This is a genomic window from Chthoniobacter sp. (assembly GCF_040003245.1).
Classification (GTDB): domain Bacteria; phylum Verrucomicrobiota; class Verrucomicrobiia; order Chthoniobacterales; family Chthoniobacteraceae; genus Chthoniobacter.
This window is the reverse complement of record NZ_JBDUCX010000195.1, coordinates 1-13,068: the sequence shown is the minus strand read 5'-3', so window position 1 is coordinate 13,068 and position 13,068 is coordinate 1. Positions and strand designations below refer to the sequence as shown.

Annotated in this window: 12 protein-coding genes and 1 pseudogene; 4 read left to right on the top strand and 9 right to left on the bottom strand. The window is 62.8% G+C overall.

The features are described 5' to 3' along the window. From ABJF10_RS22580 to ABJF10_RS22570, 3 genes and pseudogenes are all read left to right on the top strand, one after another. A pseudogene (locus ABJF10_RS22580) lies at positions 1-375 on the top strand (sigma-70 family RNA polymerase sigma factor); the annotation flags it as partial. Positions 376-495: 120 nt separating this feature from the next. Beyond that, complete coding sequence (locus tag ABJF10_RS22575; RefSeq protein WP_348546876.1) at positions 496-3,006, top strand: bifunctional serine/threonine-protein kinase/formylglycine-generating enzyme family protein; 2,511 nt, start codon at positions 496-498, stop codon at positions 3,004-3,006. 73 nt (positions 3,007-3,079) lie between these two features. Beyond that, complete coding sequence (locus ABJF10_RS22570; protein WP_348546875.1) at positions 3,080-4,180, top strand: L,D-transpeptidase; 1,101 nt, start codon at positions 3,080-3,082, stop codon at positions 4,178-4,180. A 7-nt stretch (positions 4,181-4,187) separates the two neighbouring features. On the opposite strand, the gene ABJF10_RS22565 is transcribed toward ABJF10_RS22570, so the two are convergent. From ABJF10_RS22565 to ABJF10_RS22555, 3 genes are all read right to left on the bottom strand, one after another. After that, positions 4,188-5,324: a hypothetical protein gene (locus tag ABJF10_RS22565; protein WP_348546874.1), complete on the bottom strand. Its 1,137-nt coding sequence runs from the start codon at positions 5,322-5,324 to the stop codon at positions 4,188-4,190. A gap of 4 nt (positions 5,325-5,328) precedes the next feature. Beyond that, entirely contained in the window at positions 5,329-6,696 is a 1,368-nt protein-coding gene (locus ABJF10_RS22560; RefSeq protein WP_348546873.1) for a prenyltransferase/squalene oxidase repeat-containing protein, read from the bottom strand. A 177-nt stretch (positions 6,697-6,873) separates the two neighbouring features. After that, complete coding sequence (locus ABJF10_RS22555; protein ID WP_348546872.1) at positions 6,874-7,542, bottom strand: DUF1080 domain-containing protein; 669 nt, start codon at positions 7,540-7,542, stop codon at positions 6,874-6,876. A 178-nt stretch (positions 7,543-7,720) separates the two neighbouring features. On the opposite strand from ABJF10_RS22555, the gene ABJF10_RS22550 reads away from it, so the two are divergent. Next, positions 7,721-8,959, top strand: coding sequence for a family 10 glycosylhydrolase (locus ABJF10_RS22550; protein ID WP_348546871.1), 1,239 nt, complete (start codon positions 7,721-7,723; stop codon positions 8,957-8,959). Between the two features lie 68 nt (positions 8,960-9,027). Here the strand turns inward: ABJF10_RS22550 and tcmP are convergent, their stop codons facing one another. The 6 genes from tcmP to ABJF10_RS22520 all read right to left on the bottom strand — a co-directional run. After that, the gene (gene tcmP, locus ABJF10_RS22545; RefSeq protein ID WP_348546870.1) at positions 9,028-10,197 is read right to left on the bottom strand and encodes a three-Cys-motif partner protein TcmP; all 1,170 of its coding nucleotides are present in this window, start codon (positions 10,195-10,197) and stop codon (positions 9,028-9,030) included. Then, on the bottom strand, positions 10,194-11,003 hold the full coding sequence (locus ABJF10_RS22540; protein WP_348546869.1) for a phage Gp37/Gp68 family protein: 810 nt from the start codon (positions 11,001-11,003) through the stop codon (positions 10,194-10,196). The genes tcmP and ABJF10_RS22540 overlap by 4 nt, the downstream gene beginning before the upstream one ends. A gap of 131 nt (positions 11,004-11,134) precedes the next feature. After that, positions 11,135-11,467: a hypothetical protein gene (locus ABJF10_RS22535; RefSeq protein ID WP_348546868.1), complete on the bottom strand. Its 333-nt coding sequence runs from the start codon at positions 11,465-11,467 to the stop codon at positions 11,135-11,137. Between the two features lie 53 nt (positions 11,468-11,520). Next, on the bottom strand, positions 11,521-11,847 hold the full coding sequence (locus ABJF10_RS22530; protein WP_348546867.1) for a hypothetical protein: 327 nt from the start codon (positions 11,845-11,847) through the stop codon (positions 11,521-11,523). Between the two features lie 5 nt (positions 11,848-11,852). After that, entirely contained in the window at positions 11,853-12,326 is a 474-nt protein-coding gene (locus tag ABJF10_RS22525) for a type II toxin-antitoxin system VapC family toxin (RefSeq protein WP_348546866.1), read from the bottom strand. 9 nt (positions 12,327-12,335) lie between these two features. Next, a partial coding sequence (locus tag ABJF10_RS22520) for a 3-methyl-2-oxobutanoate hydroxymethyltransferase (RefSeq protein ID WP_348546865.1) occupies positions 12,336-13,068 on the bottom strand: 733 nt, incomplete at its 5' end.

The following is a 13,068-nucleotide window of genomic DNA, read 5'->3' as shown; positions in this document are numbered from 1 at the left end:
GGCTGGCTGTTGCACATCACGCGTTGGCGGATTGCGGATCAATTTCGCAAGCGCGCACCCGCCACGGCGCAGAGCCCGACGCGCGGCAGCGGTCGCGAGACGGCGACGATCGAGCGGATTCCGGATGGGTTCGATATCCGCACGACGTGGGACAACGAGTGGCAGCAGCACGTTTTCCAGGCGGCGCTCCAGCGCTTGAAGCGGCGGGCGGATGCGAAGCATTATCAGATTTTCGATTGCCTCGTGGTGAAGCAATGGACGGCGGCCAAGGTGGCCTCCAGCCTCTCGGTGAGCATCGCGCAGGTCTATATCGTAAAGCACCGGCTTTCGGCGCAGCTCAAGAAGGAAGTGGCGCTGCTGGAGAAGAGCCACTGAATCAAATTCGCATCTCGTTGGCGTTGTGTGACTTGTGATGTGGTAATTTATTGCAAATTAAATATCGGGCTCTACTGTGTATTTGTGCTGTCGCGACACTAGGGATACAATGCGCGCCGAATGCCCTCTACCGCCGACAACCGCCAGGCGCCGCATGTGCCGAACCATGAGATGGTTCGGAGCATCGGGCGGGGCTCGTACGGGGAGATCTGGCTGGCGCGCAGCCTGACCGGCACGTGGCGCGCGGTGAAGATCGTGGACCGGCGGACGTTCGAGAGCGACAAGGCGTTCCAGCGCGAGTTCGAGGGCATGGCGAAGTTCGAGCCGATCTCGCGCGAGGATGCGGGCTTCGTGGACATCCTGCACGTGGGCCGCGACCCGGGGGACAACTTCTTCTATTACGTGATGGAGCTGGCCGACGATCATCTCGGCTGCGCTTCGATCGATCCGGTGAGCTATGTGCCGAAGACGATCAAGACCGAGCTGTCGCGCCGTTCGCGGCTGCTCGCGGATGAGTGCATCACGATCGGCCTGTCGCTCACCAAGGCGCTCGGCGCCTTGCACCGGCAGGGGCTGGTCCATCGCGACATCAAGCCGGCGAACATCATCTTCGTCGGCGGCGTGCCGAAGATCGCGGACATCGGCCTCGTCGCCGCCAGCGGTCAGGATTCGTATGTGGGCACCGAGGGTTACGTGCCGCCGGAAGGCCCGGGCTCGCCGCAGGCCGATATCTACAGCCTCGGCAAGGTGCTCTACGAGCTGGCCATGGGGAAGGACCGCATGGATTTCCCGGCGGTGAATACCGACATCGCGGAGCTGCCCGACAAGGCCATGCTCTTGCGACTGAACGAGGTCCTGCTGCGCGCGTGCGATCACGATTGCGGCGAGCGCTACGCGAATGCCGAGGAGATGCACGACGACCTGTTGCGCCTGCGCGACGGGGAGGAGCTCGCGGTGCACGCCCGGCGCCGACGGCCGCTGTTTGCCTCGCTGGCCGTGCTGCTCCTGCTCGGCAGCGGGGGCTTTTATGCCCTGCGGCAATATCACTCCTACGGCAGCGTGCGCATCGAGACCGATCCGCCAGGAGCGTGGGTCGCGCTGGACAATGGCGCGCAAAAGAGCCCTGGGGAAATGCCGAAGAGCCCGGCGGAGTTTGCCCAGTTGCCCATCGGCCGACATTCCGCGCACATCATGCTCGCGGGCTACGAACCGGCGGACACTTCTTTCGAGGTCAAGACCGACGAGCAAGTACGTCCGAAATTGCTGCACCTGCAGCGCTCCCATGGCACCGCGCAGATCAACTCGCTGCCCGCCGGCGCGGCCTTTGAGTTGAAGCAGGAGAATACCGTCGTGAAGAGTGGCGTCACCCCCGCGACGCTGACCGATTTGCCGACCGGCGACTATGTGCTGGTGATGAAGCTCGGGCTTCGCCAACACGTCGAGCCGCTCAACATTGCCCGCGACGAAATCACGACGAAAGAGCACGAGTTTACCTCAGGCGTCATTTCCGTGACCTGCGCGCAGCCCGGCGTGATGGTCAGCCTGGATGGAGAACCCGCGGTGGCTGCACCAGTGGAGATCAAGACCGCCGAGGCTTCCCACGAATTGGTGGCCACCTACCGCAACTGGCCGGAACAGCGCCGCACCGTGCAAGCCGATCATGCGCAGCCGACGGAAGTCCTATTCGATTTTCCCTGCGGCAGCGTGAAGATCACCAGCGCGCCTTCCGGCGCGACCGTATGGCAGGGCGATCAGGAACTGGGCCTCACTCCCCTGCCGCCGATCGAGGATCTGGACCCCGGCCCGGTGAAGTACGAATTGCGGCTCGCCGGATACAAGAACATCGAGGTGAGCGGTGTCGTGGAGCCGGGGAAACAGAAATTCCTCGAAGCGACGTTCTTCAAGCGCATCGGCCCGCGCCGCGGCGAACCGTGGGAAAACAGCCTCGGCATGCGCTTCGTACCCGTGGGTGATGTGCTCGCGTCCATCTGGCCGACTCGCGTGGTGGATTACGATGCCTTTTGCACCGCCACCGGCCGGCAGCGCCCGGTGCCGGATTTCGCGCAGGACGGCCTCCACCCGGTGGTCAAAGTGAGCTGGGAAGACGCGACCGCCTTTTGCGAATGGCTGACCAAAAGAGAGCTCGCCGCGGAACGTCTCGAACCCGGGCAAAGCTACCGCCTGCCAATCGATCGCGAATGGAGCGCCGCCGCGGGGATGACGGAGGAAGGCGGCAGCACGCCCGAGGAGCGCGATGGCAAGGTGCGCGAATTTCCGTGGGGCAAACAATGGCCGCCGCCCCCCGGCTCGGGCAATTTCGCCGACTTTCCGAGCAAGCGTGGTGCGCCCGCGATCCCCGGTTACCACGATGGTTTCGCGCAAACCTCGCCGGTGGGCAGTTTTCCGCCCAATCGCATGGGCCTTTTCGACATGAGCGGCAATGTCTGGCAATGGTGCCAGGACAGCTACAAGGGCGGCATCACGGGAGCGCGGGACTGGGGGGTGCTGCGCGGCGGTTCCTGGGGCACCGCGTCACCCAGCGAATTGCGTTCCTCCTACCGGAATGTCGTCGAAAGAGCCGAGCGGGACGTCATTTACGGATTCCGCTGTGTGCTGGTTCCGGAGAAATAGTGACAAAATCCGGGGTTGCATCGCCCTAAAATTGACGTTAAATCCGCGCTTCGTGCAGGGATTTCCACATAAAGTGAGCCGGGCACTCTTGGCCGTCTGTCTTTTCGCGAGCATCGCCGCCGCGGAAGAAGTGGTGCCGTACGTTCCTACCGTCAGCATCGTCATCAGCGTCCCGGAGCAGAAGCTCCTCGTGCTCCGCGATGGCTGCTTGTGGAAAAAGTATCCCATTTCCACCTCGAAGTTTGGCGTCGGCGATTCCTATGGCAGCTACAAGACCCCCGTGGGGCAACTGCGCGTCTGCGAGAAGATCGGCGAAGAGCTGGCCTCTGGTTCGGTGATCAAGCAGCGGCACGCCACCGGTGAGGTGCTGCCGGCCAATTCGCCGGGACGCGATCCGATCGTCACGCGCATCCTCTGGCTCGACGGGCTCGAGGAGCAAAACCACAACGCCCGCTCGCGCGGCATTTACATCCACGGCACGACCGAGGAGGGCAAGATCGGCAAACCGGTCAGCTACGGCTGCATCCGCATGCGCTCGCCGGATGTGCTCGAAGTTTTTGAGGAAGCGACGATCGACACACCGGTATCCATTATTTCGGATAAATTGCCGAAGTACGCGAAGTACACCCCGCCGAAGCCAAAGGTCATCGCCGTGGTAGCGCCACCCAAACCTGCACCCACCGCTGCGAAGCCGGCCGCATCGACCCCTCCGCCCGCTATCGCCAGCGCCGCCACGAATTCGCCGAAGAAGATCGCCGGCGCCGCACCCGCACCGCCTCCCGTGGCTGAATACCACCCGCCAACGGTCGATTCCTCGTCTCATTCCAGCGTCACGGTATCCGCGGTTTCCAATTCCGTGGTCGCCCACGCCATGCAGGGCAGCATGCTTTCCGCCGGCCTGCCGGACGGTCCGAAGATTCCCACGCTGCCCGAGCCGCCCGCTCCGAAAGATGTGACGCGCTTCGGCCAGCTCGGTCCCAACCCGGTGCACGAAAAAGGCCTGTCGCTGCAAGATCCGGCGCTCAATGTGACCCCCGCGATCCAGGCGGCGGACGCCCAAGCCAATGCCCACGCCACCGCCGCAAAGGATCAGGAAAGTGCGGACAGCACCGCCAAGCCCGCTTCGCCCATCGCCTTTCGCGCCGGCAATGCGGGCAACAAATCCAAGCAATAGGCTTCGCTCAGGCCAGCAAGGCAAGCGCGCGTAAGGCAAACGCCGACGCAAGCAGCGGTTCGTCCTCGCAGCTATCCGGCGCCAATCCCTGCCACGCGCCATCGTGGCCTTGTTTGGTGACGAGCGCTGACGTCATGGAGCCGCGCAGAGTGCGCGACCATGACGTTGCGAAATGCAATTCCGCGAGCACGGACGCGAGGGCCTGGCTCTGGTAGAAAGCAAGCGACGCGCGCGCCGCGGCGCGTCCATCCGCCCAGCGGCCGCCGTTGGTGAGGCCGTCGCTGCGCTGCCACAGCCAGGCCGCGGCGCCTTCCACCCGGGGATGTTCGCGCGGCAGACCGCAGGCGCGCAAGGCGAGATAACCGTCGCTCGTGGCGCTGCCGTAGGAATGAAACCGCTCCTGGCCGAGGATGTCGCGGCCCGCGCTGCCGGCCTTGTTTCGGATCGGGTCGTTGAGCGCGAAAAAGAATCCGCCGTCATCGAATTGCGTTCCCTTGTCGAAGGCAAAGTTCTGGCAGCGCTCAATGAACGGCAGCGCCATTTGCGGGTCGTGGCCAGCCGAGGACAACGCGACGGCGGCGAGCGCTGTGGCGGAGATATTGGGCGCCAGCATGTCCGGGACCGGGGTCACATAGCGCGGGGGCGCGGCCGCATCGCTCCACGCGCCACACAGGGGATCCGTCGCCGGCCAGCCGAGCGCCTCGCTCGTGCGCAGAGCCTCGATGATCTTCACCCACGCGGCCGCGCGGTCGGCGTCCCCTTCCCGCGCAAATACCTGCGCGGCGTAACTCGCGGTGAACAGGGGATAGCGCAGGGCCGGCCACGGGCTCTCCCGGGAGAAAGAGGTGTCGGTCAATTGCCGAAGCCATTCCAACCCGCGCGTGAAGGTCGCTGCGCCACCGCGCTCCGAATGCTCCGCCTGCATTGCCCACAGGACGACCGGCGTGAGCACATCCCCCTCGCGGAAGGCGGCGTAACGCCCGGAGCGCCACGCGCCATCCGCGGATTGTTGCGCCGCGAGATAGCGGTGCGCGCGGCGGATCGGCTCCGCACTGCGCACCGCCCGCAGCTCGAGCGAACCGGCCAGCAACAGACCGCCCCAGCCCACCGCCCCACGCAGGAAATCGCGTCGCGTTTGTTTCATGGGATTACTTCGCCGCCACCGGCGCGTCGGCGGAATGCGTGTTGCTGGTCTGTCCATTGTCCTTCTCCTGCTCGACGAGCAGCGTGAGCAGCGCGGTGGCCGTGCAGAACGTCCGTCCGGTGATGCAATGCTGTCCCGCCCAGCTTCCGTCCTCGTTCTGCGCGCCGCACACCGTCTGCGTCATCTTCGAGCGCCAATCCTCCCAATCCTTCCCGCCGCGGGCGTGTACGCCCTCGGTGACGTTCATGTAGCTGAGGAATTCCTCGCCGCCATTGTTGCCGAAGCCGGCGACGTAACTGGTATCGCGCAGCTTGCTCGCGACCGCGGCGTTCGCGGCGACCGTCGCCTGGTCGTCCGCCTCGATCTGTTTCAGATCCTTCTCCGCCTGTGCTTTCGCCGGTGCGGGGGCACTGGCGTCCGCGATCGTTTTTTGCGCTCCTTCCTTGCGCGACACATTGGAGCGGGAATTTTCCAGCAGTCCATTAAGCTTGGCCGCTTCACGGTAGAGTGAGACGCCGGCACTCGAGGGTTCCCCGGCGGCGGCGCTCGGTGCGCTGAAGCTGCCCTTGGCCACGTCGAGGCCGGCGACATTTTGCTTCTGCGCATTGTCGAGGGTTTGCTGTTTCACTTTCGCCCCGCTGCGCGCGGCGAGATTCAGCGCTTTGCTGCACAGACCCTGCGAGATCACCGCCGCCCAGCCGTTGTTGTTGGCGAAGGAACCGTCCTCATGTTGGTTGCGCTCGATCTTCGCCATGACTTTGTCGAGCGCGGTCGCACGACGCTTTTCCGCGGCCTCGTCGGCGACCTGGCCTTTCAGTTCCGAGAGCGCCCAGCCGGCGAGGAAGGTATCCACATAAGTGCCGATCTTGACCTGGAGCTGCGTGTCGCGCACGTCGGTGACGTAGAGCGATTCCGTGTCTGCATTTTCCACCTGCCGGCAAAGGTAATCGAAGGCCTTGGCGACCGCCTCGCGATGCTCGCCCTTGGCCGGGGATTGCCCGGCGCGGAGCAGCGTCACGACGGCCACGCAGGTGTTGCCGAGGTCGGAGCGATCGGCCGCGTCCTCCACCCGGGAGGTCTTGCTCTGCCGCCAGCCGCCACCCTGACCCCAACCGCCGTCCGCCTGTTGTTGCCGAAGCAGGTAGGTAAGGCCGGTGGCGAGGGATTCCTCCGGGGAGCGGGGATCGATCTTTTTCGAATCGGCGGCGGGGGCAGCCGGCGCCTTTACTTTGGCTGCCCCGCTTTCGCGCGGGGCCTCGGCATAGGAATGCGCACCGTTGATCAACGGAGTGAGAGTGGTGAAGGCCAGCAGCGCGCAGATGGAACTGGCGAGCGGGGCGAGGAGTCTGGTGGAATGAGGTTTGGTTTTCATGCGCCTCACTCGTAGCGCAGCCACCGCCGCGATGTGCCAAACGGGGGTGAGAAGATTGTCAAAGAATTGTGAGACGGGCGGCCGCTCACCTCGGGTGTAGGGCGCGTGTCCCCACGCGCCGGGAGAAGTCTCCGTTCCCCGCCGCGCCAGGCTGATCGACACCCGCCGCCCCGCCGATCACCCCTTCAGCGGCTCGACGAAAATCTTCCGCACCTCGACCTCCGCGCCTTCGGACTGGATCCCGATCATCCCCGAGTTCTCGGTGCATTCCGTCGCGGTGTTCATGAGCTTCCCGTTGACGATGATCTTGATGCTATTGCCCCAGCACTCGACTTCGTAAGTGTTCCATTCGCCCACCGGCTTCTCATTCGAAGCCTCCACCATCGCGATCCCATTCTTACCGGGAATCTTCGGCTCCTTGCAATCCGCCCCACCCCACAGCCAGAAATCCCCCTGCCGGTCGTGCTTGCCCTGGCACTCAAAGCACCGCGGCCAGACTTTGTCCGGCTCGTGCATGTGCACCAACACGCCCGTATTGCCCGCCTTGGTAAACCGCCACTCCACCGTCAGCTTGTAATTCCGGTAGGCCTTCTCCGTGCGGATATACCCATTGGGCTTCCCCAGGCACTTGATCACCCCATCCGCCACACTCCAAACCGTCGCCGGATCCGTCGCATCCTTCATCACCATCTTCCACCCCGCCAAATCCTTCCCATTAAAAAGCTCCACCCGCGCGTCCAGCGTGATCGGTAAGGGCGGCGCAATCGGCACCTCCTCCACCGCCCACAAAGCCGGCGCGACAGCGAAGGAGAGAACCAAGGCCAGGACGGGGGAGAACAGCTTCATGCCCTGATTCGAGACGGTTTGCCCGGATCACGCAACAGGGAAGCGAAGAGGCGGGAGGCGGGAGGCGAATGGAAGATCGTCGATGAAGAAAGCGGAGGCCAAGACGACACGCGCGCCGCCGCGCAAGAACCTCGCCATTTTCCATTTTCCCTATTCCATTTGCCATCCTCCCACCCCCATGAAGCAAACGCTCCTCGCCACCGCCGCCCTGCTGCTCGCGCCCCTCCTCCCGACGCGCGCCGCCGAACCTCCCCAGCCGCGCCACGGCGAAAAACTCATCATCAACAACGACGACGGGTTCAGTTCCTTCTACAGCGGGCGCTACAAATCCGCGGAGGATTTGCACCGGCACGTGCTCACCTTCCGCGACACCCAGCTCGCCGTCTTCGAGTGGTGCATCAGCTCCGGCAGCCGCGCCAACTACCCGACCAAGGCCACCGAACTCGTCGGCGAGGGCGTGACGGATTTCGGGCGCAAGGGCGATCAGCTCGCCGCCGAAACCTTGCATCGTCTCGCCGCGGAAGGCACCGACACCCTGCAAGTCGTCGCCGCCGCCTGCCACGAAGCCGGCGTGGCCTGCTACGCCTCGCTGCGCATGAACGGCGACTACGGCGCCAAGCTGCCCGACGACTCACTCTCCCGCCTGTTCAATAGCGACTTCTGGCGCGCCCACCCGGAGTTCCGCATCCGCGGCCCGAAAGGCGAAGACAAGATCAAGCTCTCCTACGCCTTTCCCGAGGTGCAGGCGTTCAAGCTCGGCATCCTGCGCGAAGTCGTCACGCGCGACATCGACGGCATCAACCTCGACTTCCTCCGCCACCCGCCCTTCTTCGGTTTTGAAGAGCCGCTGCGCCAGGCCTTCGAGGACAAATATCACGTCGATCCCACCACCGTCCCCGTCGACGACCCGCGCTGGTCGCCGCTGCGCGCGGAACTCATGACCCGCTTCGTGCGCGACGTCCGCCACCTCCTCGATGAAGAAGGCCAGCGCAAGCACCGCCACCTCGGCCTGTCCGCGCGCGTCGACTGGAAAGAGTACCAAACCCTCGGCTGCGACATCGAAACGTGGCTGCACGAAGGCCTGCTCGATTACCTCGTCATCGCCCAGCACTCCCTCGGCGGCTACGAGATCGACCTCGCTCCCTTTGTCCGCATGGCTCAGGGCACCGGCTGCGCCATCCTTTACGGCGAAGAAGGCATCCTCTCCGGCCACGACCGCACCGCCGCCGAGGACAAGCTCATCGCCGAGGGCAAACTCGTCCCGCCCAAAAGCGAACACCTCACCCTCGAACAGTACCAAGCCCGCGCCGCCCGCTGGTACGCCGCCGGCGCCGCTGGCGTGCACCTCTTCAACGAAGGCGATCACCACGTGATGAGCGTCCTCGGCAGCGTGAAAGCAACGCCGCCGCCGAAGTGAAAGAACTCAACCGCCGCAAATCCTGACGAGTTAAGGGAGCATTTCGCCCCAATTCTGCCCCTCCAAGATTATGCTCGTTTCCAATTGAGGTAGTTGTCCTCTCCTCGATGTGGCACTCGCTGACGCGGTTGCATCCCAACTACTTCGAGGTGGCCTTCACTCTTCCACTCCTCAATCCACTGCTTCAAGTCGCTTTCCCAAGACAATGGTTCTGAGAGCGCCAATATCCACGCGTCATCGTAAAGCAATCGGCGTTTCGATTCCAGAGCCTGTAACACTAAGCTGCGCGCCTTCGCCAGATATCGTTCGCGTAGTGATTCGTAGTGAGTTGAATCATGAAGTTCTTTGCTACCGAACAACTCGGCTTGTCCTTTGCGAGCGACTCGCTTTCGCTGTTGCGCCTCGGCTCTGGCGGTTTCCTGAACTTCCATAGCCTTCTTCTCCGCATTCTTGAAGACCTCGATTCCTTTGAGATTTCGAGTCAGGTAAATCAAGTTGAAATGTGTCCGATCCATTTCCGGATGCAGCACGATGGCGTTGCAACCAAAGTTGAAGCCGCCGACTGATTTCGCGTTGCGAGTGTACTCATCCACAGCTGCGTCTTCCCTTTCAAGTCGCCCGAGCCCCTGCACCTTCGCCCTGAATGCACCGGACCCAAATAACCGTCTGAAACTTTCCTGAGTTTCCTCCTGTGGCGAGTCGAGAAAACGGCGAATATGTCCAGTCATAAAGTTAATCAACACCTCGCCAGGACTAAGGTGAAGAAGTGGAGCGATTGTCTCCATCTCAAACCCCGTCCAGCCAGTCGGGTCGATAAAAACGAAAGGGAATGATTTCGCTCCGCCGCGACGCACGAAATCTGTAATTTCGGGAATGGACTCCTCTAGCGTAGCGTTTCGAGTCTCGATTTTGGCGTCTGTCACACCGTCTGCAAACTCTTTGAGTTTGGCATGGGCAGCTTGGTTTTTCTCCAGAAAAAAACAGCGCAAACGGACATCTCTGCTCGACTGTTTCTTCAGAGCATCTCTGGCGTTACGGAGTTCCTTTAATGCAATGGCGAAGGAGCTATCCTCGAATTTTTCTGAGCGAACATTCCATGGGCCGGAAAAGCAGTCGACATATGTTAACACTTCCCAGTGCGACCCTACGATGTATGCAAAGCGTTCAAGATATTTCTGAAGAATGAAGTGTTTAACGAGGGTCTGCTCGCGACCCATGTAAAGTTCACCGTTGCTCATCTTCCTGTCCCCACGCGGTACTCTGTTTCAACTTCCCGAAGGAGTAACAGCCTTTGTTTAGTCTCCAATGCCTCCACCGCGGCGAAATCGGGAAACTCATCATAGGTCTTACCATCGAGTCGACGTCCGGTCTCGCTCTTGCGAACCCCGCCCCATTGCTTAAAGAAAAAGGCGACGCCAGCCTCGTGACACTGGTCACGAATATCTCGCACCCACCCTGCCTCCATTGGGCGCGCACCGGCGCCGCTCTCGCCGCCCACGATTACCCAATGGATGTCGCCGAGGTTGAACTTGCCGAGGTTTTCCAGGAGCGGTTCGACTGAGAGGAAGGCCACTGCCGGCTTTGCGCTCCGAAGTTTGGCAATGCGTGGCAATCCATGCTTTCGATTCTCGACGCTTACTCCCCACCAGATGTGTGCTGCCTTCGCTGCCTTACGCAACTTGCCTCGCAACAACGCTGCCATTCGATCAGCGCGTTTCGTTAGAATTTGGTAGGTGTGCCAGTTTGCCGCCAACATCACCCGGCAAATTTTCTCTATGTATTCGTCCGATACGTCCTCGTGAAAGAGGTCGCTCATCGAGTTAACAAAAATTTTCTTTGGTTTGGACCACCGAAGCGGGTCTCCGAGTTTTTCTGGAACGAGGCGTAGGTCGAAACCGAACTCGAATGGGTGGTCAGGCACACCCCGAAACCGCTCCGCAAACGTTTCGGCGTAACAATGCGTGCAACCGGGGCTGATTTTCGTGCAGCCGCGCACCGGATTCCACGTTGCATCTGTCCACTCGATTTTAGAATTGTCACTCATCTTTAAGCGTTAGTTCTTGCGAGTAAATCATATCACGCTGGTCCAGCACCGCGCGACTCTTGAATTAATTGGAACTTACGCGCGAGGGCGTCTCGATGAGAACGATACGAGCGGCGTTCGTATGGTGACGCTCAGTCCTGTTTGCTTGGCGGCACTCCGCCAAGCACCCGCACCACCTCCTCCAGCGCCGGCGCTTCCATTTCCACCAGGTGGCTGCGCTCGGGGAAGCGGCCTTCGTTCACATCCGCGATGTATTCGCGGAAGGCGGCGATACGCTCTTCCTGCAGGCGGCGGTGTTCGGCGGCAAAATCGAGCTCGCCCGGGGCGCCGGCCACCGCTTTTCCCAGGCCGCCGCCTCGGCGGTAGGCTTCGGCGTGGCGCGGGGGGCGCTCTACGTAGTCGCCGAGGATGTCGTCGGAGAAGAGGAACTGGGTGTCGCAGCCGGTGCCGGTGCCAAGGGACATGAGGAGCATCTTCGTTTGCGGGGGCAGCTCGTGAATCGTCAATCAGGCCCGCCTCAAGGCTTCGGAGGGTCTTCGCGGAGGGCGAGGGACTCGGGGTCCTTCGTGCGCAATGAATCGCCTTCAGCGGCAATGGCGCGGCGGGTGGCGCGAATTTCGGTGAGGATTTCGTTTTCGGGGGCAGCGTCGATTTTGTCCCAATCCATCGGCGGCAATTCCACCGGCGGCTGTCCTTCAAAGGAGACGACCGGATGCCCGGCAGAAGCCCAACGGGCTTCGCCTCCGCGGCGCAGATCGCCGAAGCGGGCAAGTTCGCCCCCGCAATCGCGCATCAGGGTGTCGCGAGTGGCGCGGATCTCGGCGAGGATTTCGTTCGGCTCCATGGCGTTTAGGTTTCCATCAATGATACCGGTGTGCAAATCACCGGACACTCGAATCCGGCCTCCTGGCAGAGGGTCTCCAGACGGCGGCGGTTAAAGGCGTTGGCGATGTGTTTGCAGTTCCAGGTGAGGAGGAAATTCATGGCGTGAACGGCGGCGAGCGCGATGTGCATCGCATCGGGCGCGGCGGAGAGGGGAATGACGCCGTGCTCGACGATGCGTTCGGCAAGCTGATCGACCGCCGGGGATTGGGTGAGCTGCGGCAGGCCGGCGAGTTTTTCGAGGCGTGCGGCGGCCATGACGGGATCTCCCATGGCCGATTCATCCAGGACGACTTCGGAGATGAAGATGTCATAGTCGCCGCGGCGGAAGTCCCACCAGTCCTGTGTCGTCTGCTGGTCAGCGGAAATCCGCGCCAGACCACTCCGTCGCGCGACAAGGTAGCTCGGGATGGTTGTTTCGAGATACAGGCGCGGTTTCACGTGAGGCGCTCAACCCTTCTTATCCGTAGCCGGTCCGCCAATCGCCCGCACCACCTCATCCAGCGCCGGCGCTTCCATCTCCACCAAGTGGCTGCGCTCGGGGAAGCGGCCTTCGTTCACGTCGGCGATGTATTCGCGGAAGGCGGCGATGCGTTCTTCTTGCAGGCGGCGGTGTTCGGCGGCGAAATTGCGATACGCTTTGGCGTGGCGCGGGGGGCGTTCGTCGTAGTCGCCGAGGATGTCGTCGGAGAAGAGGAACTGGGTGTCGCAGCCGGTGCCGGAGCCGAGGGACATGAGGAGCATTTTGGTCTGCGCGGAGAGGAAGCGGGCGAGGTTGTGCGGGACGACTTCGAGCTCGGCGGCATAGGCGCCGGCGTTTTCCAGGGCTTTCAGGCGGCGGTGGAGTTCCAGGGCTTCCTCGACGGTGCGGCCGATGGCGCGGTAGCCGGTCCAGGTGACATGGCGCGGGACGAGGCCGAGATGCCCGACGACGGGGAGGCCTTCGCGCGCCATCGCCTCGATGATGAAGGGGCTGGCCGAGCAATAGACGCTGCTGGCCCCGATCTCGAGGGCGCGGAAGGCGGTGCGGATCGCCTCCTCCGGCGAGGCGAGGCCGTGCGGTGTGGCCGCGGAGAGAAAGCTGTGCGGCGCCGCGGCGACGAGCGCCGACAGACGCGACTGCGCCTCGGGACTGTCGAAACTGCAACTCATCAGATCCACGCCGGCCTCTTCCGCGGCGGCG

Excerpts from the sequence above, each read along its gene's own strand:
- ABJF10_RS22575 (WP_348546876.1), top strand. The coding sequence starts at position 496 with ATGCCCTCTACCGCCGACAACCGCCAGGCGCCGCATGTGCCGAACCAT.
- ABJF10_RS22565 (WP_348546874.1), bottom strand. The coding sequence starts at position 5,324 with ATGAAACAAACGCGACGCGATTTCCTGCGTGGGGCGGTGGGCTGGGGC.
- ABJF10_RS22560 (WP_348546873.1), bottom strand. The coding sequence starts at position 6,696 with ATGAAAACCAAACCTCATTCCACCAGACTCCTCGCCCCGCTCGCCAGT.
- ABJF10_RS22555 (WP_348546872.1), bottom strand. The coding sequence starts at position 7,542 with ATGAAGCTGTTCTCCCCCGTCCTGGCCTTGGTTCTCTCCTTCGCTGTC.
- ABJF10_RS22550 (WP_348546871.1), top strand. The coding sequence starts at position 7,721 with ATGAAGCAAACGCTCCTCGCCACCGCCGCCCTGCTGCTCGCGCCCCTC.
- tcmP (WP_348546870.1), bottom strand. The coding sequence starts at position 10,197 with ATGAGCAACGGTGAACTTTACATGGGTCGCGAGCAGACCCTCGTTAAA.
- ABJF10_RS22540 (WP_348546869.1), bottom strand. The coding sequence starts at position 11,003 with ATGAGTGACAATTCTAAAATCGAGTGGACAGATGCAACGTGGAATCCG.
- ABJF10_RS22535 (WP_348546868.1), bottom strand. The coding sequence starts at position 11,467 with ATGTCCCTTGGCACCGGCACCGGCTGCGACACCCAGTTCCTCTTCTCC.
- ABJF10_RS22530 (WP_348546867.1), bottom strand. The coding sequence starts at position 11,847 with ATGGAGCCGAACGAAATCCTCGCCGAGATCCGCGCCACTCGCGACACC.